The 21,024-nt window shown below is 73.1% G+C and carries 21 protein-coding genes; 13 read left to right on the forward strand and 8 right to left on the reverse strand.

What is annotated here, in order from left to right; translation table 11 throughout:
- Position 1 precedes the first annotated feature (1 nt).
- Complete coding sequence (locus AB0K03_RS13860; RefSeq protein ID WP_364684114.1) at positions 2-364, reverse strand: MerR family transcriptional regulator; 363 nt, start codon at positions 362-364, stop codon at positions 2-4.
- 58 nt (positions 365-422) lie between these two features.
- Between AB0K03_RS13860 and AB0K03_RS13865 the strand changes: the two genes are divergently transcribed.
- Positions 423-593, forward strand: a complete 171-nt coding sequence (locus AB0K03_RS13865; RefSeq protein ID WP_364684116.1) for a hypothetical protein — start codon at positions 423-425, stop codon at positions 591-593.
- 40 nt (positions 594-633) lie between these two features.
- Positions 634-1,263, forward strand: coding sequence for a GyrI-like domain-containing protein (locus AB0K03_RS13870; protein ID WP_364684118.1), 630 nt, complete (start codon positions 634-636; stop codon positions 1,261-1,263).
- A 225-nt stretch (positions 1,264-1,488) separates the two neighbouring features.
- Here AB0K03_RS13870 and paaK read toward each other — a convergent pair whose 3' ends face one another.
- The 3 genes from paaK to paaI are packed head-to-tail and all read right to left on the reverse strand — an operon-like array spanning position 1,489 to position 3,818.
- Entirely contained in the window at positions 1,489-2,796 is a 1,308-nt protein-coding gene (paaK, locus tag AB0K03_RS13875) for a phenylacetate--CoA ligase PaaK (protein WP_364684120.1), read from the reverse strand.
- A gap of 12 nt (positions 2,797-2,808) precedes the next feature.
- Positions 2,809-3,417 carry a TetR/AcrR family transcriptional regulator gene (locus AB0K03_RS13880; protein ID WP_364684122.1) on the reverse strand — a complete coding sequence of 203 codons (609 nt, stop codon included), beginning with the start codon at positions 3,415-3,417 and terminating at the stop codon, positions 2,809-2,811.
- The gene (gene paaI / locus AB0K03_RS13885) at positions 3,414-3,818 is read right to left on the reverse strand and encodes a hydroxyphenylacetyl-CoA thioesterase PaaI (protein ID WP_364684124.1); all 405 of its coding nucleotides are present in this window, start codon (positions 3,816-3,818) and stop codon (positions 3,414-3,416) included. Before paaI ends, AB0K03_RS13880 begins: the two co-directional genes overlap by 4 nt.
- A 75-nt stretch (positions 3,819-3,893) precedes the next feature.
- On the opposite strand from paaI, the gene paaN reads away from it, so the two are divergent.
- From paaN to AB0K03_RS13940, 11 genes are all read left to right on the forward strand, one after another.
- Positions 3,894-5,582 carry a phenylacetic acid degradation protein PaaN gene (gene paaN, locus AB0K03_RS13890; protein ID WP_364684126.1) on the forward strand — a complete coding sequence of 563 codons (1,689 nt, stop codon included), beginning with the start codon at positions 3,894-3,896 and terminating at the stop codon, positions 5,580-5,582.
- Complete coding sequence (locus AB0K03_RS13895; RefSeq protein WP_364684128.1) at positions 5,575-6,753, forward strand: thiolase family protein; 1,179 nt, start codon at positions 5,575-5,577, stop codon at positions 6,751-6,753. The genes paaN and AB0K03_RS13895 overlap by 8 nt, the downstream gene beginning before the upstream one ends.
- Positions 6,753-7,487, forward strand: coding sequence for an enoyl-CoA hydratase/isomerase family protein (locus AB0K03_RS13900; protein WP_364684130.1), 735 nt, complete (start codon positions 6,753-6,755; stop codon positions 7,485-7,487). Before AB0K03_RS13895 ends, AB0K03_RS13900 begins: the two co-directional genes overlap by 1 nt.
- Positions 7,484-8,326 (forward strand): 3-hydroxyacyl-CoA dehydrogenase family protein, encoded by an 843-nt coding sequence (locus tag AB0K03_RS13905; RefSeq protein WP_364684132.1) that lies wholly within the window; start codon positions 7,484-7,486, stop codon positions 8,324-8,326. Before AB0K03_RS13900 ends, AB0K03_RS13905 begins: the two co-directional genes overlap by 4 nt.
- Positions 8,323-9,249: a 1,2-phenylacetyl-CoA epoxidase subunit PaaA gene (gene paaA, locus AB0K03_RS13910; RefSeq protein ID WP_364684134.1), complete on the forward strand. Its 927-nt coding sequence runs from the start codon at positions 8,323-8,325 to the stop codon at positions 9,247-9,249. Before AB0K03_RS13905 ends, paaA begins: the two co-directional genes overlap by 4 nt.
- 85 nt (positions 9,250-9,334) lie before the next feature.
- Positions 9,335-9,631 (forward strand): 1,2-phenylacetyl-CoA epoxidase subunit PaaB, encoded by a 297-nt coding sequence (paaB, locus tag AB0K03_RS13915; RefSeq protein WP_364684136.1) that lies wholly within the window; start codon positions 9,335-9,337, stop codon positions 9,629-9,631.
- Between the two features lie 10 nt (positions 9,632-9,641).
- Positions 9,642-10,511: a 1,2-phenylacetyl-CoA epoxidase subunit PaaC gene (gene paaC, locus AB0K03_RS13920; RefSeq protein ID WP_364684138.1), complete on the forward strand. Its 870-nt coding sequence runs from the start codon at positions 9,642-9,644 to the stop codon at positions 10,509-10,511.
- Positions 10,505-10,996: a 1,2-phenylacetyl-CoA epoxidase subunit PaaD gene (gene paaD / locus AB0K03_RS13925; protein ID WP_364684140.1), complete on the forward strand. Its 492-nt coding sequence runs from the start codon at positions 10,505-10,507 to the stop codon at positions 10,994-10,996. The genes paaC and paaD overlap by 7 nt, the downstream gene beginning before the upstream one ends.
- Position 10,997: 1 nt before the next feature.
- Positions 10,998-12,056: a 1,2-phenylacetyl-CoA epoxidase subunit PaaE gene (paaE, locus tag AB0K03_RS13930; protein ID WP_364684142.1), complete on the forward strand. Its 1,059-nt coding sequence runs from the start codon at positions 10,998-11,000 to the stop codon at positions 12,054-12,056.
- A gap of 117 nt (positions 12,057-12,173) precedes the next feature.
- Positions 12,174-12,872 (forward strand): cutinase family protein, encoded by a 699-nt coding sequence (locus tag AB0K03_RS13935; RefSeq protein ID WP_364684144.1) that lies wholly within the window; start codon positions 12,174-12,176, stop codon positions 12,870-12,872.
- A gap of 101 nt (positions 12,873-12,973) precedes the next feature.
- Positions 12,974-15,190: an EAL domain-containing protein gene (locus AB0K03_RS13940; protein WP_364684146.1), complete on the forward strand. Its 2,217-nt coding sequence runs from the start codon at positions 12,974-12,976 to the stop codon at positions 15,188-15,190.
- A gap of 156 nt (positions 15,191-15,346) precedes the next feature.
- Here AB0K03_RS13940 and AB0K03_RS13945 read toward each other — a convergent pair whose 3' ends face one another.
- The 4 genes from AB0K03_RS13945 to AB0K03_RS13960 all read right to left on the reverse strand — a co-directional run bounded on the left by AB0K03_RS13945 (position 15,347) and on the right by AB0K03_RS13960 (position 20,998).
- A complete protein-coding gene (locus tag AB0K03_RS13945) occupies positions 15,347-15,949 on the reverse strand; it encodes a methyltransferase domain-containing protein (RefSeq protein WP_364684148.1) in 603 nt (200 codons plus the stop codon).
- A gap of 146 nt (positions 15,950-16,095) precedes the next feature.
- Positions 16,096-17,730, reverse strand: coding sequence for a hypothetical protein (locus AB0K03_RS13950; RefSeq protein ID WP_364684150.1), 1,635 nt, complete (start codon positions 17,728-17,730; stop codon positions 16,096-16,098).
- Positions 17,731-17,957: 227 nt separating this feature from the next.
- Positions 17,958-18,953: a polyprenyl synthetase family protein gene (locus AB0K03_RS13955; protein ID WP_364684152.1), complete on the reverse strand. Its 996-nt coding sequence runs from the start codon at positions 18,951-18,953 to the stop codon at positions 17,958-17,960.
- The gene (locus AB0K03_RS13960; RefSeq protein ID WP_364684154.1) at positions 18,950-20,998 is read right to left on the reverse strand and encodes an efflux RND transporter permease subunit; all 2,049 of its coding nucleotides are present in this window, start codon (positions 20,996-20,998) and stop codon (positions 18,950-18,952) included. Before AB0K03_RS13960 ends, AB0K03_RS13955 begins: the two co-directional genes overlap by 4 nt.
- Positions 20,999-21,024: the final 26 nt, after the last annotated feature.

Below are 21,024 nucleotides of genomic sequence, written 5' to 3' on the forward strand. Positions count from 1 at the left end.
CTCATACGTAATCGCACTGCGGGTTCGGCCTCGAGGTCATGTCGATGATGTCGTTGAGCCTGTCCCGGGCGACGATGAGCTCGGCGATCTGCGTGGTGATGCGGTCCCGCTCCTCGATCAGGAGTCTCCGCGACTCCGGCGTGCTCACCTTGGCGTCCACGCACGGCAGGAGCTCCGCGATCGTCTTGCTCGACAGCCCGGCGCCGTACAGCTGCTGGATCAGCCGTACCCGGTCGACCGCCGTGCTCCCGTAGAGCCGCTGCCCGCTCTCACTGCGCGTCGAGGCGAGCAACCCCTGCTCTTCGTAGTAGCGCAGCGCGCGCACGCTCACCCGTGTCCTGGTCGCCAGATCCCCGATCCGCACCGTGGCCTACCTCGCAACCCTTGCCTCTGACGTCAACGTGAGGTTTTAGCGTAGCGGCATGCAGAGCAACGGCACGAAAGCCCGCGAGTTCGAGACGAACTTCCGGGCACGCCGGCCGTCACCCGCGCTTTCGCCCCCCGGCTCGCCGGGGGGCGCCATCCTGAATGTCATCTCGGTGCTGAACTGGTACGCCTTCGCCCCAGCGGCAACGGTTACGCCGCCCTGCTGATCGTGGTACCTGTAGGTATGGTCGTCTGGGCGCTGCGCGAATGACGAGTCAGCCGGAGAAGGCCGACTTCAAGAAGGAGATCGGCGCGTACCGGGCCCGCCGGGGCTCGTTCACCGTCGTGGACGTGCCCGACCTGCAATACCTGATGATCGACGGGCACGGCGACCCCAACCACGGCCAGGCGTTCGCCGACGCGACCGAGGCGCTCTACCCCTTGGCGTACCGGCTGAAGTTCGCGAGCAAGCAGACCCTGGGGCGCGACTACGTCGTGATGCCCCTGGAGGGCCTCTGGTGGGCCGACGACATGGACTCGTTCACCGCCGCGCGCGACAAGTCCCGATGGCACTGGACCCTCATGATCATGGTGCCCGGGTGGATCGACCCGGCCATGCTGGCCACCGCGGTCGACCAGCTCGCCTCCGCGAGCCCGCCGCAGCGTCTGCACGAGGTCCGCCTGCAGTCACTCTCCGAGGGGCGCTGCGTGCAGACCCTGCACGTCGGCCCGTACGACGACGAGGCCGAGGTCCTGGACCGGATGCACCACGAGTTCATCCCGGGGCACGGGCTGCGCATGACCGGCCGCCACCACGAGATCTACCTGAGCGACGCCCGCAGGGTCGCGCCCGCCAGACTCCGCACCATCCTCCGGCAGCCGGTCGCGGCGAAATGACGAGGTGATCGTGCCGGCCTGCGAGCCGGCGATCACCCGGTGCAGGTAGTCACCGAGGACGTCGCCGAGCACGACGCGGTCCCGGCTGATGCCGCGGAGCCCGGGAAGCGCTTCGGCGGGGTCGCCCGGCGGGTGGGCGGCACTGACCCGGTCGACGAAGGCGGTGATCCGGGCGGCGGCCGCCCGCTCAGGTCGGGCTGCTGCATGTCCGCACGGTACGCCCGGTCAGGGCTTCGGGCGGTGGTCCAGGATGCGCCGCATCTTGCCCATCGAGCGTTCCACGCCGTCCGGCTCGATCACCTCGACCGCCACGCTCACCCCGATCGTGTTCTTGACGAGCGTGGCCAGTTGCCGTCCCGCCGCCTGCGCCGACTCCGGGGCGGCGCCGGGCCGCCGTTCCACCTTGACCGTCAGCTCGTCGAGGCGTCCCGAGCGGCTCAGTACGCACTGGAAGTGCGGGGTGAGCTCGGGCGTACGGACGATGAGCTCCTCGATCTGGGTGGGGAAGAGGTTCACGCCGCGCAGGATGATCATGTCGTCGGTGCGGCCGGTGATCTTCTCGATGCGGCGCATGGGCCGGGCGGTGCCGGGCAGCAGGCGGGTCAGGTCGCGGGTGCGGTAGCGCACGACCGGCATCGCCTCCTTGGTGAGCGAGGTGAAGACGAGTTCGCCGAGTTCGCCGTCGGGGAGCACCTCGCCGGTCAGCGGGTCGATGATCTCGGGGAGGAAGTGGTCCTCCCAGACGTGCAGGCCGTCCTTGGTCTCGACGCATTCCATCGCCACGCCGGGGCCCATCACCTCCGACAGGCCGTAGATGTCCACGGCGTGCAGGTCCAGGTCCTTTTCGATCTCGGCGCGCAGCTCCTGCGTCCAGGGCTCGGCGCCGAAGATGCCGACCGCGAGCGACGTGGCGCGCGGGTCGAGGCCCTGGCGGCGCATCTCGTCGACGATCGCGAGCATGTAGCTGGGCGTGACCATGATGATGTCGGGCTCGAAGTCCTTGATGAGCATGACCTGGCGCTCGGTCATGCCGCCCGACACGGGGATCACGGTGCAGCCCAGTTCCTCGGCGCCGTAGTGGGCTCCCAGCCCGCCGGTGAACAGCCCGTACCCGTAGGCGACGTGCACCCGGTCGCCCGGGCGGCCGCCGGCCGCGCGGATGGAGCGGGCCATCAGGCGGGCCCAGGTGCGCACGTCCTCGTGCGTGTAGCCGACGACCGTGGGCCGGCCGGTCGTCCCCGACGACGCGTGCAGCCGCGAGATGCGCTCGCGGGGCACGGCGAACATGCCGTACGGGTAATGGGCGCGCAGCACCGCCTTGTCGGTGAACGGGAACTCGGCCAGGTCGGCGAGGTCATGCAGGTCGTCGGGGTGGACCTGCCGTTCCTCGAACATCTTCCGGTACGGCGCCACGTTCTCGTACGCGTGCCGCAGCGTCCACCGCAACCGTTCGAGCTGCAGCGCGCGCAGCTCGTCGATCGAGGCGCGCTCGACGGGTTCGAGGTCGGACAGGCGAGGGGTGCGGTCCTGCATCGTCGTTCTCCTTTACGCAGGCCTCGTACGCAGGCCGTCGAAGGCGATGGCCGTGACGGTGGCGGCCAGCTCGGCCGCGCCTCCGCGGGACGGGCTGTACCACTCGATGAGCGAGTTCACCATGCCGAAGAGCAGGCGCGCGGCGGTGGCCGGGTCCACGTCGGCGCGGATCGAGCCTTCCGCCTGGGCCTGCTTCACGAGCGTGGTGACCTCCTGGTCGAACAGGCGCCGGCGGTCCAGCGCCTCGGTCTCCACCTCGGTGTTGCCGCGTACGCGCAGCAGCAGCGTCACGTACGGCAGCCGCTCGGCCAGCACCAGCACGCTGAGCCGGATCAGCGTCTCGAGCCGGTCCAGCGCGCTGGCGCCGGCCAGGTCGCGTACCCGGGTCGCGGCCTCGTCGAGCCCGTCGAGGGCGTGCCCGACGGCCAGCCGCAGCAGCTCCTGCTTGCCCCGGACGTGGTGGTAGATGCTCGACTTCGTGATGCCCAGCCGCCGGGCGAGGTCGTCCATGCTCGTGGCGTCGTACCCGCGCTCGTTGAAGAGCTGCACCGCGGCGGTGAGCACGGCGTCGAGGTCGTGCCCGGGACGGCCGCGACGGCCACGCGCCGCCGGATCGCTCACGCGGGCCGTCCGGGGCTGATCCTGCGGCTGCGGCCGCGGAACTCGGCGACCACGTCGCCGTCGCGGGTGACCGTGACGTCGTAGATGCCGCTGCGCCCGCTGGTCGAGCGTTCGACGGCGCGGGCCTCCAGCACGTCGCCCTCGGCGGTGGGGCGCAGGAACGTCACGTCCGCGCCGGCCGCCACGGTCACCGGGCCGCGGCTGTTGCAGGCGCAGGCGAAGGCGGTGTCGGCAAGGAGGAACACGTAGCCGCCGTGGGTCATGCCGTGGCCGTTGACCATCTCGGCGGTGACCGTCATGCGGACCGTCGCGGCCCCGTCACCTGCGCAGACGAGGTCCATCCCCAAGCGCTGGGACGCCCTGTCGCGCGCGAACATCTCGTGCGCCGCCGTGTGTGCCATGAGAAACCCCAGGGACTTGTTAACCGACCGAACGGACGGTAGATAATAGGCACACCCCATCGCAAAGGAGCGCCGGTGACAAGCCCCGCCGAGTTCTACGAGACGCACCGCGACCTGCTGGACCGGGCGATCGAGGCCGCCGCGACCCGCGATCACTGGTCGGCGTACCCGGAGTCGCCGAGCAAGTCCGTCTACGGCGAGGAGGCCGCCCCCGCGGGGGAGCAGGCGTTCCAGGCGCTGCTCGGCAAGGAGTTCCCGATCGAGGTGCCGGGCGCCACCACGAGCGTCGCGACCGAGCGGTCCCCGTACGGCATCGAGCTGGGCATCCGCTATCCGAAGGGTGAGCCGGGCGACCTGATCGCCGCCGCGCGGGCCGCCACGCCGGCCTGGCGAGCCGTGGGCCCGCACGCCCGCGCCGGCGTCGCCGCCGAGATCCTGCGGCGCGTCAACGCGCGGATCTTCGAGATGGCCCACGCCGTGCAGCACACCAGCGGGCAGGCGTTCGTCATGGCGTTCCAGGCCGGCGGCGCGCACGCGCAGGACCGCGGGCTGGAGGCCGTCGCCGTCGCGCTGGCCGAGCAGACGCGCATCCCGGCGGCCACCACCTGGACCAAGCCGCAGCGCGGCGGCGACCCGCTGCGGCTGAGCAAGACCAGCACGCCGGTCGGCCGCGGCGTCGCGCTGGTGATCGGCTGCAACACGTTCCCGACCTGGAACAGCTACCCGGGCCTGTTCGCCAGCCTGGTCACCGGCAACCCGGTGATCGTCAAGCCGCACCCCGGCGCGGTCCTCCCGCTGGCCATCACCGTGCAGGTCGCCCGCGAGGTGCTCGCCGAGGCCGGGCAGGATCCGAACCTCGTGACGCTCGCGGTCGAGGAGCGCGGCGACGGGATCGCCGCCACCCTGGCGACGCACCCGGACGTGCGCATCGTCGACTTCACCGGCTCCAGCGAGTTCGGCAACTGGCTGGAGGCCAACGCACGCCAGGCCGTCGTCTACACCGAGAAGGCGGGCCTCAACACCGTCATCGTCGACTCCACCGACGACTACCGCGGCATGCTGCGCAACCTGGCGTTCTCGCTGTCGCTCTACAGCGGCCAGATGTGCACGACCCCGCAGAACCTGCTCGTGCCTTCCGGCGGCATCGGCACCGACGCCGGCCCGAAGACGCCCGAGGAGTTCGCCGCCGACCTGGCCGCCGCGGTCGGCAAGCTGCTCGGTGACCCGAGACGCGCCGCCGGCACGCTGGGCGCGATCGTCAACGACGGCGTCCTGGCCCGGCTCACCGAGGCCGGCTCGCTCCCGGGCGTCGTGCACCCGTCCGCCGGGATCGCCGACGAGCAGTTCCCCGGCGCCACGATCCGCACGCCGGTGATCGCCCGTCTCGACGCCTCGGACGAGAAGACGTACACCCGGGAGTGGTTCGGGCCGGTGTCGTTCGTCATCACCACCGGGTCGACCGAGCAGAGCCTGCGGCTGTTCACCGAGACCGTACGGCACCACGGCGCGCTCACCGCGTCGGTGTACTCGACCTCCGAAGAGGTGCTCGCCGCCGCGCGGGAGGCCGCCCTGGACGCCGGGGTGCACCTCTCGCAGAACCTGACCGGCGGCGTCTTCGTCAACCAGACCGCGGCCTTCAGCGACCTGCACGGCACCGGCGCCAACCCGGCCGCCACGGCCTCGCTGACCGATGCCGCGTACGTCACCGGACGCTTCTTCACCCTGCAGTCGCGGCACCACGTCAGCGAGGAGAGCAATGCCTGAGGCGTACCTGGTCGGCGGTGTGCGTACCCCGCAGGGCAAGTACGGCGGCGCCCTGTCCGGGGTGCGCCCCGACGACCTCGCCGCGCTCGTGGTGGGCGAGGCCGTCCGGCGTGCCGGCGTGCCCGCGGAGTCGATCGACGAGGTCGTGCTCGGCGCCGCCAACCAGGCCGGCGAGGACAACCGCAACGTCGCGCGGATGGCCGCGCTGCTGTCCGGGCTGCCCGACACCGTGCCCGGCTACACGGTCAACCGCCTGTGCGCCAGCGGCCTCACCGCGATCATCTCGGCGTCCCGGGCGATCCGCGCCGGCGAGGCCGACGTCGTCGTGGCCGGCGGTGTCGAGTCGATGACCCGGGCGCCCTGGGTGATGGCCAAGCCCGGCACCCCGTGGGCGCGGCCCGGCGAGGTCGTGGACAGCTCGCTGGGCTGGCGTTTCACCAACCCGAGGTTCAGCGCGAAGCAGACGCTCTCCATGGGCGAGACGGCCGAGGAGGTCGCCGCGCTCGACGGCATCACCCGCGAGGACAGCGACGCCTTCGCGCTGCGCAGCCACGAGCGGGCGATCGACGCGATCGACGCGGGCCGCTTCGACGCGGAGATCGTCCCGGTGCCGGTCAAGGACGGCGAGGTCGTGCGGGACGAGGGCCCGCGGCGCGGCGGCAGCCTGGAGAAGCTCGCGAAGCTCAGGCCCGTCTTCCGCGCCGGCGGCATCGTCACCGCCGGGTCGTCGTCACCGCTCTCGGACGGCGCCGCGGCCATCGTGGTCGCCAGCGGCGAGGCCGTCGAACGGTACGGCCTGACCCCGCGCGCCCGCATCGTCGTGGGCGCCAGCGCCGGCGTCGAGCCGCACGTCATGGGCCTGGGCCCGGTTCCCGCCACGGAGAAGGCCCTGGCCCGCGCCGGCTGGAGCATCGACGACCTGGACGCCGTCGAGCTGAACGAGGCCTTCGCCGCGCAGTCGCTCGCGGTCGTCCGCCGGCTCAAGCTCGACGAGGAGCGGGTCAACGCCGACGGCGGCGCGATCGCCCTCGGGCACCCGCTGGGCTGCTCCGGCGCCCGGCTCACGGTGACGCTGCTGGGCCGCATGGAGCGCGAGAACGCCCGCCGCGGCCTGGCCACCCTCTGCGTCGGCGTGGGGCAGGGCGTGTCGATGCTGGTGGAGCGCGTCTGATGGGAGCCACCCTCGCCATCGAGGAGCACGCCGACCGGGTGGTCGTGACGCTGCGGCGGCCCGAGGCCCGCAACGCGATCAACGCCGCCATGATCCGCGAACTGCACGACGTCTGCGCGGGCCTGGAGGAGCACCCCCGGCTGCTGCTGATCACGGGCGCCGAGGGCACCTTCGCCGCCGGCGCGGACATCGGCGAGCTGCGCGAGCGCGGCCGTGACCAGGCGCTGCAGGGGATCAACAGCCGCCTGTTCGACCGGATCGCGCGGCTGTCGCTGCCCACGGTCGCCGCGGTCGACGGGTACGCGCTCGGCGGCGGCGCGGAGCTCGCGTACGCCTGCGACGTGCGGCTGGCCTCGCCCGCGGCGGTGTTCGGCAACCCGGAGCCGGGGCTGGGCATCCTCGCCGCGGCCGGCGCGTGCTGGCGGCTGCGGGAGCTGGTCGGCGCCTCGGTGGCCAAACAGGTGCTGCTGGCCGGGCGCCGGCTCGACGCGGACGACGCGTACCGGTTCGGGCTGGTCGCCGAGGTCGTGCCGGCGGGGGAGCTGATCGAGCGGGCGCACGCGCTGCTCGACCGGATGGCCCGGTCCGGGCCGCTGGCGTTGCGGCTGACCAAGCTGGTCGCGGACGCGCCGGGCGGTCACCCGGTCACCGACGACCTGGCGCAGGCCGTCCTGTTCGAGTCCGAGGACAAGCGGTCGCGGATGGACGCTTTCCTGGCGGGTGAGCGGCGATGACCGGCGTACCGAAGCGGGTCGGGGTGATCGGCGGCGGCCGGATGGGCGCCGGCATCGCGCAGGTCTTCGCCGTGGCCGGCGCCGTCGTGACGGTCGTCGAGCCGGACGCCGCGGCCGCGCGGGAGCGGATCGCGACGGGGCTCAGGCGCGCGGAGGAGCGCGGCAAGCTGGCCGGTGACGCGGCGGCGGTCCTGGAGCGGGTCGAGCTGTCGGGTGAGCTGCCAGGCGACGCCGGCCTGGTGGTCGAGGCCGTCCCCGAGGACGCGGCGTTGAAGACCAGCGTGCTCGCGGCCGCCGAGAAGGTCGTCGGCGACGACGCGGTGCTCGCCACCAACACCAGCTCGCTGTCCGTCGCGGGGCTGGCCGAGGGCCTGCGGCGGCCCGAGCGCTTCGTGGGTATGCACTTCTTCAACCCGGTGCCCGCCAGCGATCTCGTCGAGATCGTCGTCGGCCCGCGGACCGCCGGCGCCGTGCGCGACGCCGCGGCCGGGTGGGCGGGCGCGCTGGGCAAGACCGCGATCGTCGTACGCGACTCGCCCGGCTTCGCCACCAGCCGCCTCGGCGTGCTGCTCGGGCTGGAGGCCATCCGCATGCTCGAGGAGGGCGTGGCGGACGCGGCGGCGATCGACCGCGCGATGGAGCTGGGCTACCGGCACCCGATGGGTCCGCTGCGCTCCACCGACCTCGTCGGCCTCGACGTCCGCCTGGCCATCGCCGACCATCTGCACCGCGAGCTCGGCGACCGGTTCGCGCCGCCGCGGCTGCTGCGCGAGAAGGTCGCACGCGGCGAACTGGGCCGCAAGAGCGGGCAGGGCTTCTACACCTGGGAGGCGTCATGACCGGTGAAGAGGTCTTCACCGAGACCATCGCGAAGGACCAGCGGGTCGAGCCGCGTGACTGGATGCCGGACGGCTACCGCAGGACGATGATCCGGCAGATCGCGCAGCACGCGCATTCGGAGATCATCGGCATGCAGCCGGAGGGGGAGTGGATCACCCGGGCGCCGTCGCTGCGGCGCAAGGCGATCCTGCTCGCCAAGGTGCAGGACGAGGCCGGCCACGGGCTCTACCTGTACTCGGCGGCCGAGACGCTCGGCGCGGACCGCGGGGACCTGACCCGGCGGCTCATCGAGGGGCGGCAGAAGTACTCGTCGATCTTCAACTACCCGACGCTGTCCTTCGCCGACGTGGGCGTCATCGGCTGGCTCGTCGACGGCGCGGCGATCTGCAACCAGGTGCCGCTGTGCCGCAGCTCCTTCGGCCCGTACGCGCGAGCCATGATCCGTATCTGCAAGGAGGAGTCGTTCCACCAGCGGCAGGGCTACGAGTTGCTGCTGACCATGATGGGCGGCACCCCCGCGCAGCGCGACATGGTCCAGGACGCGGTGAACCGGTGGTGGTGGCCGTCGCTGATGATGTTCGGCCCGCCCGACGACCGCTCGCCGAACTCGGCGCAGTCGATGGCCTGGAAGATCAAGCGGCACAGCAACGACGAGCTGCGCCAGCGTTTCGTCGACATGACCGTGCCGCAGGCCGAGGCGCTGGGCGTGACCCTGCCCGACCCGTCGCTCGCCTGGAACGCCGAGCGCGGGCATTACGACTTCGGCACGCCGGACTGGGCCGAGCTGACCCGGGTGATCTCGGGCGACGGCCCGTGCAACGCCCAGCGCATCGAACGCCGTCGCCGGGCCGACGAGGACGGCGCCTGGGTCCGCGAAGCCGCGGCCGCCCACGCCGCGAAGCAGACGGGAGTCCCGGCGTGAGCGACTGCACCGAACCTCTCATGCCGGGAGTCGGCAACGGCCGTGACGGTGAGGGCCAGGAGGGCACGCCGACAGGAGGCACAGCATGAGTGACGAGATCCGGCACGAGTGGCCGCTGTTCGAGGTCTTCGTCCGGGCCAAGCGGGGCCTCAACCACGTGCACGTCGGCTCGCTGCGGGCGGCCGACCACACGATGGCCCTGCACCACGCCCGGGATCTCTACACGCGGCGCAACGAGGGCGTGAGCATCTGGGTGGTGCGCTCCGACGACGTGGCCGCGTCCAGCCCGGACGAGAAGGAGGCGTTCTTCGCGCCGAGCGGCGACAAGGCGTACCGGCACCCGACGTACTACTCGATCCCCGACTCCGTACCGCACATCTGAGGCGGCCACCATGTCCTTCGACGCGGCCTACGAGGCGCTGACCGACCACGACGACGACACGCGGTGGGCGTACGGCACCGGCTTCACCGATCCCCTCGCCGGGGTGGACACCGCGGTCCCGGCCGGGGTGCCCCGGGCGGAGCTGGCCGCGTACTGCCTGATGCTCGGCGACGACGCGCTGATCCTGTCGCACCGGCTGCAGCAGTGGGTGACCCGCGCGCCGGAGCTGGAGGACGAGCTCGCCATCGCGAACATCGCCCTCGACCTGCTCGGCCAGGCGCGGCTGCTGCTGAGCCGCGCCGCCGAGGTGGAGGACGCCGGCCGCGACGAGGACGCAATGGCGTACCTGCGCGGCGAGGACGAGTTCCGCAACGTGCGCCTCGCCGAGCGCGCCGACGCCGACTTCGCGCACCTCGTCGCGCGGTTGCTCGCCTTCTCGGCATGGCGGCTCGCTCTGCTGGACCGGCTGACCGCCTCGGCGGATCCGGTGCTGGCGGCGGTGGCGGCCAAGGGCGTCAAGGAGGTGACGTATCACCGGGACTACGCGGCCCAGTGGGTGGTGCGCCTGGGCGACGGCACGCCGATGTCCCACGAGCGTATGCAGGCTGCGGTGGACGCGGTGCTGCCGCTGACCGCCGAGCTGTTCGCCGTGTCCGACGTCGAGCACCGCCTGGCCGGGCTCGGCGTGGCGGTGGACCCGTCCACGCTGCGCGAGGAGGTCGATGCGGTGTGGGGGCAGGTTCTGCAGGCCGCCACGCTGCGCCCGGCGACGGTCCCCGCGAGCGCGCCAGGCCGCGAGGCCGGCCACACCGCGGCGCTGACGGAGATCCTCACCGAGCTTCAGGCCGTCGCGCGCTCGACGCCGGGCGGTGTGTGGTGACCGCCGCCGCGGTCGCCGCGCGGGTCACCGACCCCGAGCTGCCCCTGCTCACCCTCGCCGACCTGGGCATCCTGCGCGGGGTGCAGGAGCACGCCGGCGAGGTCGTCGTGACCGTCACGCCGACGTACTCGGGCTGCCCGGCGATGCAGACCATCCGCGACGACCTGGTCCGCGCCCTGACCGGCGCCGGCTACCGGCGGGTCGAGGTCCGCACGGCGCTGAGCCCCGCCTGGACCACCGACTGGATCACCGAGGCGGGACGGGCCAAGCTCGCCGCCGCCGGCATCTCGCCGCCCGGTCCGGCCCCGCGCCGGCCGTCCGGCCCGGTGCCGCTCACCCTCGGCGCGCCGCGGCGCGACATCGCGTGCCCGCACTGCGGGCACACGGTGACGGAGGAGATCGCCGCGTTCAGCGCCACGGCGTGCCGCTCGCTGCGCCGCTGCCCGGCCTGCCGGGAGCCGTTCGAGCACGTGAAGGAGATCTGACGTGGTGGTCCGCGAGTTTCACCCGCTGCGGGTCGCCGCCGTCGAACGGCTCTGCGCCGACGCCGTCGCGGTCACCTTCGACGTGCCACGCGAGCTCGCCGGCCGGTACGCGTTCCGCCCCGGCCAGGCGCTGACCGTACGGCGCGCCGCGGACGGCTCGGACGAGCGCCGCACGTACTCGATCTGCTCGCCGGCCGGCGGGCGCCCGCGCATCGGCGTCCGCGAGGTCCCCGGCGGCGCGGTGTCGTCGTGGCTCGTGCACGACGTGCGGCCCGGCGACGAGATCGAGGTCGCGCCGCCCACCGGCTCGTTCACGCCGGACCTGGAGTCGGGCGGCCGGCACGTGCTCATCGCGGCCGGCTCGGGGATCACCCCGGTGCTGTCGATCGCCGCGTCGCTGCTGCAGGGCCCGAAGGCGGTCGTCAGCATCCTGTACGGCAACCGCCGCGCCGACACGGTCATGTTCGCCGAGGAGCTCGCCGACCTCAAGGACGCCCATCCGTCCCGGCTGGAGCTGGTGCACCTGCTGTCCCGGGAGGCCCGCGAGGTCGAGCTGTTCAACGGCCGGCTCGACGCCGCCAAGCTGCGCGCGCTGCTGCCCGCGCTGATCGACGTGCCCGCCGTGGATCACTGGTGGCTCTGCGGGCCGTACGGCATGGTCAGCGACGCCACCGAGGTGCTCGGCGGATTCGGCGTGCCCTCCGGCCGGGTCCACCGCGAGCTGTTCTGGGTGGACGAGGCGCCGCCGGAGCCCGTACGCCCGGACCGGCAGGCGGCCGGCCCCGGCAGCGAGGTGACCGTCGTGCTCGACGGCCGGGCCACGACGATCCCGGTGATGGAGGGCGAGACGATCCTCGAGGGCGCGCAGCTGACCCGCCCCGACCTGCCGTTCGCCTGCAAGGGCGGGGTGTGCGGCACCTGCCGGGCGCGCGTGGTCGAGGGTGAGGTGCGGATGCGGCGCAACTTCGCGCTCGAGGCCGCCGAGGTCGCCGCGGGTTACGTGCTCACGTGCCAGTCCACGCCGGCATCACCGAAGGTAGTCATCGACTTCGATGAGTGACGGATCACCGCGGCACTGAATCGTGCACGTGATGTGAAAAAACAAACAACGGCCGTCGTCCCGGGCTCTTTGTGCGTACCGAGTGCATGAAGTTGTCGCCGACGAAGGGATGGCGGAATGCGGTTACGCACAATTCTCACGGTTGTGGCGGCGGGGGCCGTCGCCCTCGCCGGTCTTGTGGTGGCGCCCCTGACGTTCGCCGCGCAGGCCCCCGGTGACTCCTGCCCCGACGTCGAGATCATCGGCGCCCGCGGCACCACCGAACGGCCCGGGCTCGGCGTGGTGCTGACCCCGCTGGCCCAGCAGATCACCCGCGAGGTGCCGCAGACCGTACGCACCACCGCGCTGGACTACCCCGCGAACTTCACCTACACCGCGAGCGTCCAGCAGGGCGTCACCGCGCTGGCGGCCGACGTGCGGCGTACCGCGGCGGCCTGCGGGAACACCCGGTTCGTGCTGATGGGCTACTCGCAGGGCGCGAACGTGGTCGGCGACGCCCTCGCCGGGCGCTCGGTGCGCGGCCGGGCGGCGGGGCAGCCCGCCATCCCGGCGAACCTCGCCGGCCGGATCGCGGCGGTGCTGCTCTTCGGTGACCCCACCTTCACGGCCGGGGAGGACTTCAACGTCACCGACGGCGCCCGCTCCGGCATCCTCAGCCGCGGCGCCGGCCGGCTCGACGCGTTCGCGGCCCGGACGCGGTCGTTCTGCAACCGCAACGACCGGTTCTGTCAGGGCGGGACCAGCCTCGCGGCGCACCTCGACTACGCGAAGTTCCGCGGCGACGCCACGGACTTCGTCGCCCGGCGAGTCGGGTAGGACGAGGGCCCGGGCGGGCCGAGGTGCCGGGCCGCCCGGGCGTGCGCCCGCCGACGTGCCGAAACTCTCACAACCGGCGTGCACCCGCCGATGGACAGCGCGTGCAACCCGCCGAGATCGACGACCACACCGCGGAATACTGGGCGCGCCAGCTCCGTATCGGCAGCGCCATCGCCGCCGGTGTGACGATGCTGGGCACCTTCCGCGTGGCAGTCGACTGGCCGGGCGACCGGCGCTGGTGGATCCTGCCGCTGCTGATCGCCGCCGCCGTGCAGCTGGTCGCGTTCCGGCTGCCCTGGAACCGGCTCGTGCGCAGCGCGCGCGTCCGGCGCTGGCTGGTCCTCTGGTGGGTCGCCGAGCTGCCCGTGGTGTTCCTCTTCGGCATCGCCGACGCCGACGGGAACATGGCCTATCTGCCGTGTGTCTCGCTGATCCTGGTGCTCGCCGGGGCCCTCTACGGGCCGGCGGTCGTGCTCGGCCTCGGGGTCGCTTCGCTCGCGGGCTACGCGGTGCTGCTGCCCCAGCAGACCAGCGCCAGCCCGCTGTCGATCGTCACCCTCATCGCGATCATGGCGAGCGTGGTGGCGGTGTGCGCGGTCAACGCGCAGAGCCGGCGCACCCTGGACGAGCGGCGGCGCTCCACGGACCGCCGGACGGCACTGCTGCTCGAGGCCTCCTCCGACGCGGTGTTCGCGATCGACGTGCACAACAAGGTCCGGTACGCCAGCAGCTCCGTGCGGACCATCCTCGGGCGCCGCCCCGAGGAGCTCACCGGCCCGCTGCTCGGCCAGATCATCCACCCCGACGAGATGTCCGGCGCCCGGGACTGGCTGCACGCGCTGTTCGCCGCCCCGGCGGGGCACACCTCGCGCACCGAGATCAGGATGCTCGCCGCCGACGGCACCTGGGTCTACGTCGACGTCATCGGCACCAACCGGGTCGAGGACCCGGACCTGCGCTCGGCGGTCATCAGCCTGCGCGACATGGGTACGCGGCGCGCCCTCGAGGAGCAGCTGCGCCACCAGGCCTTCACGGACCGCCTCACCGGCCTGCCCAACCGTACGCTCTTCCGCGACCGGCTGGAGAAGGCCGTCGCCGCGCTGCAGGGCACCGAGGTCGCCGTGCTGCTCATCGACCTCGACGACTTCAAGCTCGTCAACGACGACCTGGGGCACAGCCTCGGCGACGAGCTGCTCACCACCGTCGCCGACCGGCTGCGCCACGAGATGCGCCCCGGCGACACCCTCGCCCGCCTCGGCGGCGACGAGTTCGCCGTGCTGGTGGAGGACATCGACGAGCCGTCCGCGGTGGCGCTGGCCGAGCGGCTGCTGCGCGCCGTACGCGAACCGATCCGGCTGGCCAGCCGCGAGCTCACCTGCTCGCTGAGCATCGGCATCGCCGGCGGCACCCGCCCCGCCGAGCACCTGCTGCGCGACGCCGACCTCGCCATGTACGCGGCCAAGCGCGCCGGGCGCAACGCGTACGCGGTCTTCGACCCGTCCATGTCCCGGTCGGTGCTGGAGGAAGCGCAGCAGCGCGTCGACATGGAACGCGGCCTGGCCGAGGAGCAGTTCGTCGTCCACTACCAGCCCGTCGTCGACATGAACACCCAGCGGCTGACCGGCGTTGAGGCGCTGGTCCGCTGGCAGCACCCGCGGGAAGGGCTGCTCGGGCCGTACCGTTTCATCGCGAGCGCCGAGGCGAACGGCCTGATCGTGCCGCTCGGCCGGTGGGTCCTGCAGCAGGCGTGCCGGCAGCTGGCCGCCTGGCGCCGCGAGACGCCGGAGGCGGCGAACCTGCGGATGAACGTCAACCTGTCGGCCCGGCAGTTCCAGGACGACGGCCTGGTCGCCGACGTCGCCGCGGCCATCGCCGACGCCGGCATCCCGGCGGGATCGCTCACCCTCGAGATCACCGAGTCGATGCTGATGGAGGACGTCAGCACGGCGATCGAGACCCTCGGCGCGCTGCGCGGCCTCGGCGTCCGCCTCGCCATCGACGACTTCGGCACCGGCTACAGCTCGCTCAACTACCTCAAGCAGCTGCCCGTCGACATCATCAAGATCGACCGTACGTTCGTCGAGCAGGTCGACACCGACGCCGACGACGTGGCGCTGGTCGACGCGGTGGTGGGCCTCGGCCAGGCGCTGCGGCTGCAGACGGTCGCCGAGGGCATCGAGACCGACGAGCAGTGGCTGCGGCTCCGGCAGATCGGCTGCGACCAGGGCCAGGGCTACCTCTTCGGCCGCCCCGGCGCCCCGTCCGCGGTGACCGAGATGCTGGCGCGCCAAGCCGTCGCCGACGCCGCCGTACGGTAAGCCGGCCCGGCCGGTCGGTCGGTCGGGCCGCGCCAAGGCCGCCGCCGGCCGGCCCGTCGGCCTCGCTGTCGGCCGGCCTTGCTGTCGGCCGGCCTCGCTGTCGGCCGGCCTCGCTGTCGGCCGACCTTGCCGTCGGCCGGTCGCGTGGCCGGCATCTCAGGAAGGCAGCTTGGCCAGGGCGAAGATCTGGCTCTCCGGCGGGCCGCCCGCCGGGAGGAAGTCGACGGTCTCGATGCTCTCCACCTCGAAGCCGGCGCCGGCCAGCTTCTCCGCCAGCACGTCCTGCGGATAGCCGGAGACCGTGACCGGTACGCCGAGGAACTCGACCGGCAGACTGTCGGCGTCCAGGTCGACCATGCCGAGCCCGAACCGGCCGCCCGGCTCCAGCCAGCCCGGGATCCGGCCCAGCGTCGTCTCGATGTCGGCGCGGCTGAGCATGAGCAGCGAGAAGAACGCGGTCACCGCCCCGAACCGGCCCAGGTCGTCGGGGAGCTCGCGCACGTCGGCGTGGAGGAACTCGGCCGCCGGCACCTGCTCGCGGGCCAGCCGCAGCATGCCCTCCGAGACGTCCACGCCCACGACCCGGCGCCCGGACTCGGTGAAGACCCGGGCGGTGGGTACGCCGGTGCCGCACCCGAGGTCGAGGACCGGCGCCCCGCCCGGCACGAGTGAGTCGATCCTGGCGATGAGCGCGGCCTGGTGCGGGTTATGGCTGTGCTCGCCCTGGTAGAGCTCGGCGAGCTGATCGAATGCCTCCATGCGGCGCAACCTACCGGGTGGTGAGCGGGGCGGCCATTGTCCCTATGTCCTCATCGGACGCCCGTACGGCCGGTTGCGCGGGTGTCACGGCAAGACGCCGGCCCGGATCGATGACGACCCGGGCCGGCGTGTGGCGCGCGTACGTGTCAGTCCTGCTCCGCCTCGGCCCGCCGGCGCCGGGTCGCGCTGAGGACCAGCAGGCCCGCCAGCACCAGCACCGCGCCGCCGAGACCGATCGTCATGACGTTCGCACCGGTCAGCGCGAGGCGGTTGCCGCCGGTGGCCTGGACGTCGGCGACCTCGGTGTCCTGCGCCGCGGCCGGCTCGTCGGGGGCGCCGTCGTCGGTGTCCGCCGCCGCTGCCGCCTTCGTGGACTTGGCCGGCTTGGGCGTGGCCGTACGGCCGGTCACGTTCTGCGGCTCCTCGTCCGAGCCGGCGTCCGCCTTCTCGTCCTCGCGGTCGGGAGCGGCCGTGGTGCGTACCGGCTTCGCGGTGGCGGGGGTGTCGTCGTCCTGGCCGTTGCCGGCGCCCGCGCGGGGCGGGAGGGACACGGTCGGGGCCTTCGGCGGGGTGGTGCCGGTCTCGGTCTTCGGCGTCGCGGTGGCGCCGGGGTTCGCGCCGCCGTTGTCGCCGCCGCCGTTGTCGCCCTGGTCGCCGCCGCCGGCCTGGTCGCCGCCGTTGTCGCCCTGGTCGCCGTCGCCCTGGCCGCCGCCGGCCTGGTCGCCGTTGCCGCCCTGGTTGCCGCCGTTGTCGGCCGGGGGAGTGGTCGGCTGGTCCTGGTCGCCGCCGTTGTCGCCGCCCTGGTTCCCGCCGTTGTTGCCGTTGTCGCCCTGGTTCCCGCCGCCGTTGTCGCCGCCGCCGTTGTTCCCGCCGCCGTTGTCGCCGCCGCCGTCGCCGCCGCGGACGGTGACGCGCACGGCGTCGATCGCGGGGGTCTGGTTGGCGCGCTGCATCATCGGGACGCGGTGCGAGCCGTCGCCCGCCCACGACGCGCACTGGGCGGTGCCCGCCTGCGGCAGACCCGGCACCTGGATCGTCACCGTGTCGGGCTGGGCGCCGCCCTTGCGGTCCTCGGTGGCCACGAAGAACGCCGGGACCGGGGACGGGTCGACCGCCTCGTCGGTGCTCTCCAGCATCCGGCAGGCCGTGTGGAAGTGGCCGCGGACGAGGCCCTCGGCGGTGAGCACCGAGCTCTCCACGTAGTACCCGCCCTGTCCGGCCGCGAGGAACCGGTCGCGCACCAGGTTGCGGGTGCTGACCTTCAGCGTGAACGGCTGGCCGACCGTCACCTCGCGCGGGAAGTCCGTGATGAGCAGCGTCGGGTTCTTCGCCGCCTCGCCCACCTCACCGAACGCGGTGGAGACGCAGCGGTCGCCGTTCTGGAAGCCGTCGTGCGGCGTGAGCCTGCTGTCCTCGCACGTATCGGTGGTGATCTCCAGGCCGTTGACGGTCTTCTTGATCGTGTTGCCGTCCTTGCACTCGCCGGCCGGCTCGGGCTGCGCCGGCCGCTGGCCCTTCGCGAGCTGGCCGTCGCCCTTGTGCTGGACGTCGCCGTCCTTGTCGGTGTACGTGCCGACCCGCGGATCGGTGGCCGCCTTCGCGTTCGCCGGCGCCGAGGACGGGGCAGCCGGCGCGCAGGCCGCGACCTTGGTCTCGTCGGCGTTGGAGATCTGCGTGATGCCGACGACTGCGCCGCCCACGACCAGGGCCGCGACGACGGCGATGACACGACGGTCGGGACCCCGGCGGGTAGCGGCCCGGCGGTAAGACGACCTTCGCATGGGTGATACCTCTTCTGTAGTCTCGCGCTCATCGTCAGCAACCATTCGCAGGTCTGCCGACGCCGTTTCCGGCCCCCTTCTGAGCTGGCCTCCAGACGGTAAGAGCCAGGGGCGGGGAAAGCCATTTGACGCCAGATTCTTGAGGCATTCTTAGGCGCGAATTAAAGAAGAAATATGGGAGCGTCCCAGAACCGCGGGCATCATCCGAACGGATGATGCCGGAGGGTTCACCGTGGAGCCGGATTTCTTCCCGGGAGCAGACCGCGGTGGCGCGGGGAGATCAGCCGTAGCTGGCGTTCGGCGTACGCGCGGGGCAGGTCCGCGAGCTCCGGACGGAACCGGGCCGACTGCTCGACGAGGCCGTCGATCGTCCGCAGGGTCGCGGCGATGCCCGGGCCGCGGCGCAGCAGATCGGTGGCGGCGTCGCGCTCGTCCGGGGTCAGGCCGGGCCGCAGGAGCTCGCGCAGGCGGGGCTCGGCGGCGAGCGCGTGCACGGCGGGCAGGGTCACCGTTCCGGCGGCGAAATCGGCGGCCGTGGGTTTGCCGTACGTCTCGTCGTCGGTGAGCAGATCCAGCAGGTCGTCCAGCAATTGCAGGACCAGCCCGAAGGCCAGGCCGTACGCGCGCAGCCCGTCGCGGGAACCGCCGCCGGCCACGGCGCCCAGTTCGCACGCCGTGGCGATGAGCGTGCCGGTCTTCAACTCGGCGATGCGCAGCGCGGTGGTGACCGTGACGCCGGGATCGTGGCGGTGGGCGGCTTCGAGGGCCTGACCGGCGCACAGGTCGACCAGGGCGTCGCCCATGAGCTCCGATGCCTCGCTGCCCGCGCGGGCGGCGTACCGGCCGGCCAGTCCGATGAGGACGTCACCGGCGAGGATCGCGGTCGCCGGGCCCTCGGCGGCGTGCACCGTCGGCACCCCGCGGCGTTCCGGGGCGTCGTCGAGCAGGTCGTCGTGGACGAGGGTGGCCAGGTGCAGCAGCTCGACCGCGGCCGCCGCCGGGACCGCGGCCGCCGCGCCGCCGGCGACGGTCAGCACCAGCGAGGCCCGCAGCCGCTTGCCGCCGGCCAGCGCCAGCCGCCGGCACGGGCCGGCCAGCGGGCCCGGGAGGTCGTCGAACGCGCCGGCCAGCGTGCGTTCGACCGCCGCCATGCGGTTCCCGGTGGCGGCCACCGCATGCTCGGCGAGCGCGTGCCCGGCCGGGCCGGTCCCGGCACCGCTCATCCGGTCACCGCCGGGACCCGGTCCGGCTCCGCGGCGGTGCCGCGCGGGCGCAGCCGGGCCGGCCACCAGAAACGGTCGCCCAGCAGGGTGGCCAGGGCGGGCACGAGAACGGTACGCACGAGCAGCGTGTCCAGCAGCACCCCGAGCCCGACGATCACGCCGATCTGGGTGAGCGTGATGATCGGCAGCACGCCCAGCACGGCGAACACCGCCGCGAGCAGCACTCCGGCGCTGGTGATGACCGCGCCGGTGGCCGCCAGGGCGTGGATCATGCCGTCCCGCGTGCCGCGCTGCGCCGCCTCCTCGCGGGCCCGCGTGACCAGGAAGATGTTGTAGTCGACGCCGAGCGCGACGAGGAACAGGAACGAGAACAGCGGCACCTGGTTGTCCAGGCCGGGATAGCCGAGGACCTCGCGGAACAGGAAGGATCCGGCGCCGAGGGCGGCCGCGAAGCTGGCGATGACCGTCGCGATCAGCAGCAGCCCGGCGACGACCGCGCGCAGCAGCACGCCGAGCACGAGCAGCACGACGAGCAGGATGACGGGCACGATCACGCGCAGGTCGTCGCGGGAGGCGTCCCGGTTGTCCAGCGCGGTGGCGACGCTGCCGCCGACCAGGGCGTCGCCGCCCGGTACGGCGTGGACGGCGCTGCGCAGCGTACGGATGCTCTGATAGCTCTCCGGGGTGTCCGGCGCCGCCGTGAGCACCGCGTCGATCCGGACCACCGCCGGGGTCTGCTCGGCGATGCGGGCCTGGGCGACGCCCGGGGTCGCGGTGACCGCGGCCAGCACCTCCTGCGCCTTGGCCGGGGCGGCGATGACCACCGCGGGGTCCGCCGCGCCGGCCGGGAACGACCTGCTCAGCGTCTCGAGCCCGTCGACGGACTCGGCCTGCACCCGGAACTGCTCGGTCTGCGAAAGCCCCAGCCGCGTGCCCGGCAGGCCGGCCGCGCACACCGCGAGCACCACGATGGACAGCGCCGTGACCAGGCCCGGCCGGCGCGCCACACCGGTGCCGACCCGCGACCAGAAGCGGTACGTGAGCTCGTCGCCGACCCGTGGGACGAACGGCCAGAACAGACCGCGACCGCAGACCACCAGGGCCGGCGGGAGCACCACGAGCGCGAAGAGCGCGGCGATGCCGATGCCGAGCGCGGCGGTCACCCCGAGCGCGACCGTGTCGCCCAGGTTGGCGAGCAGAAGTGTGAGCAGGCTCAGCACGACGGTCGCCGCGCTGGCGACGACGGCCGGTCCGGCGCCGCGCAGCGCCCTGCGCATGGCCTCCCGCCGGTCCTCGTACCGGTGCAGCTCCTCCCGGTAGCGGGAGATGAGCAGCAGCGCGTAGTCGGTCCCGGCGCCGAACACCAGCACCGTGACGATGCCGACGGTGGAGTCTCCGATGGTCAGGTCGGTGTGCCGCGACAGCACCGCGACGAGCGAGCTCGCGACGCGGTCGGCCACGCCGACGACCGCCAGCGGTACGAGCCACAGCAGCGGGCTCCGGTACGTGATGAGCAGGAGCAACGCCACCACGACGACGGTCACGAGCAGCAGGTTGGTGTTGGCGCCGGTGAAGCTGTCCGCGATGTCGGCGGAGAACCCGGCGCCACCGGTGACCTGTGCGGTGAGCCCGTCCGGGAGGCCGGCCCGCGCCTGTTCGCGCAGCTCCTTCACCCGCGAGATCAGCTCGTCGGCGGGCAGGTTGGCACTCAGCGGCACCACCACGATCGCGGCGTCGCGCCGATCCGAGAACACCGGCGGCCCCGCGGCCTTCAGCGCCGACGCGTCCGCTGTGATCTTCGTCGTGTCCGCCGGCGTCAGCGGCTGCCCGCCACGGCTGTAGACGACGAGCGCCGGGTTGTCCTGCCCGGACGGCAGCTGCCGTTGCACGGCGGCGACCCGGGTGGACTCGGCGCCGTCGGGCAGGGTCGCCGTCGGGTCGTTCGAGGTGCGTACGGCCCCCGCGGTGCCGATCACCGCCCCGGCCGCGAGCAGGGCGGCCAGGAGCACGAGCCAGGCCGAGAGCCGTCCGGTGAGCGTACGCATCATTCCTCCGCCATAAAGTATCTCGA

Source organism: Actinoplanes sp. NPDC049316 (genome assembly GCF_040677315.1).
Taxonomy (GTDB): Bacteria; Actinomycetota; Actinomycetes; order Mycobacteriales; family Micromonosporaceae; genus Actinoplanes.

What these genes read in the sequence shown, in the direction of transcription:
- AB0K03_RS13905 (WP_364684132.1), top strand. Translation starts at nt 7,484, where the DNA reads ATGACCGGCGTACCGAAGCGGGTCGGGGTGATCGGCGGCGGCCGGATG.
- paaK (WP_364684120.1), bottom strand. Translation starts at nt 2,796, where the DNA reads ATGCAGGACCGCACCCCTCGCCTGTCCGACCTCGAACCCGTCGAGCGC.
- paaB (WP_364684136.1), top strand. Translation starts at nt 9,335, where the DNA reads ATGAGTGACGAGATCCGGCACGAGTGGCCGCTGTTCGAGGTCTTCGTC.
- paaC (WP_364684138.1), top strand. Translation starts at nt 9,642, where the DNA reads ATGTCCTTCGACGCGGCCTACGAGGCGCTGACCGACCACGACGACGAC.
- AB0K03_RS13900 (WP_364684130.1), top strand. Translation starts at nt 6,753, where the DNA reads ATGGGAGCCACCCTCGCCATCGAGGAGCACGCCGACCGGGTGGTCGTG.
- paaI (WP_364684124.1), bottom strand. Translation starts at nt 3,818, where the DNA reads ATGGCACACACGGCGGCGCACGAGATGTTCGCGCGCGACAGGGCGTCC.
- AB0K03_RS13960 (WP_364684154.1), bottom strand. Translation starts at nt 20,998, where the DNA reads ATGCGTACGCTCACCGGACGGCTCTCGGCCTGGCTCGTGCTCCTGGCC.
- AB0K03_RS13950 (WP_364684150.1), bottom strand. Translation starts at nt 17,730, where the DNA reads ATGCGAAGGTCGTCTTACCGCCGGGCCGCTACCCGCCGGGGTCCCGAC.
- AB0K03_RS13945 (WP_364684148.1), bottom strand. Translation starts at nt 15,949, where the DNA reads ATGGAGGCATTCGATCAGCTCGCCGAGCTCTACCAGGGCGAGCACAGC.
- paaA (WP_364684134.1), top strand. Translation starts at nt 8,323, where the DNA reads ATGACCGGTGAAGAGGTCTTCACCGAGACCATCGCGAAGGACCAGCGG.
- AB0K03_RS13895 (WP_364684128.1), top strand. Translation starts at nt 5,575, where the DNA reads ATGCCTGAGGCGTACCTGGTCGGCGGTGTGCGTACCCCGCAGGGCAAG.
- AB0K03_RS13955 (WP_364684152.1), bottom strand. Translation starts at nt 18,953, where the DNA reads ATGAGCGGTGCCGGGACCGGCCCGGCCGGGCACGCGCTCGCCGAGCAT.
- AB0K03_RS13935 (WP_364684144.1), top strand. Translation starts at nt 12,174, where the DNA reads ATGCGGTTACGCACAATTCTCACGGTTGTGGCGGCGGGGGCCGTCGCC.
- AB0K03_RS13865 (WP_364684116.1), top strand. Translation starts at nt 423, where the DNA reads ATGCAGAGCAACGGCACGAAAGCCCGCGAGTTCGAGACGAACTTCCGG.
- AB0K03_RS13870 (WP_364684118.1), top strand. Translation starts at nt 634, where the DNA reads ATGACGAGTCAGCCGGAGAAGGCCGACTTCAAGAAGGAGATCGGCGCG.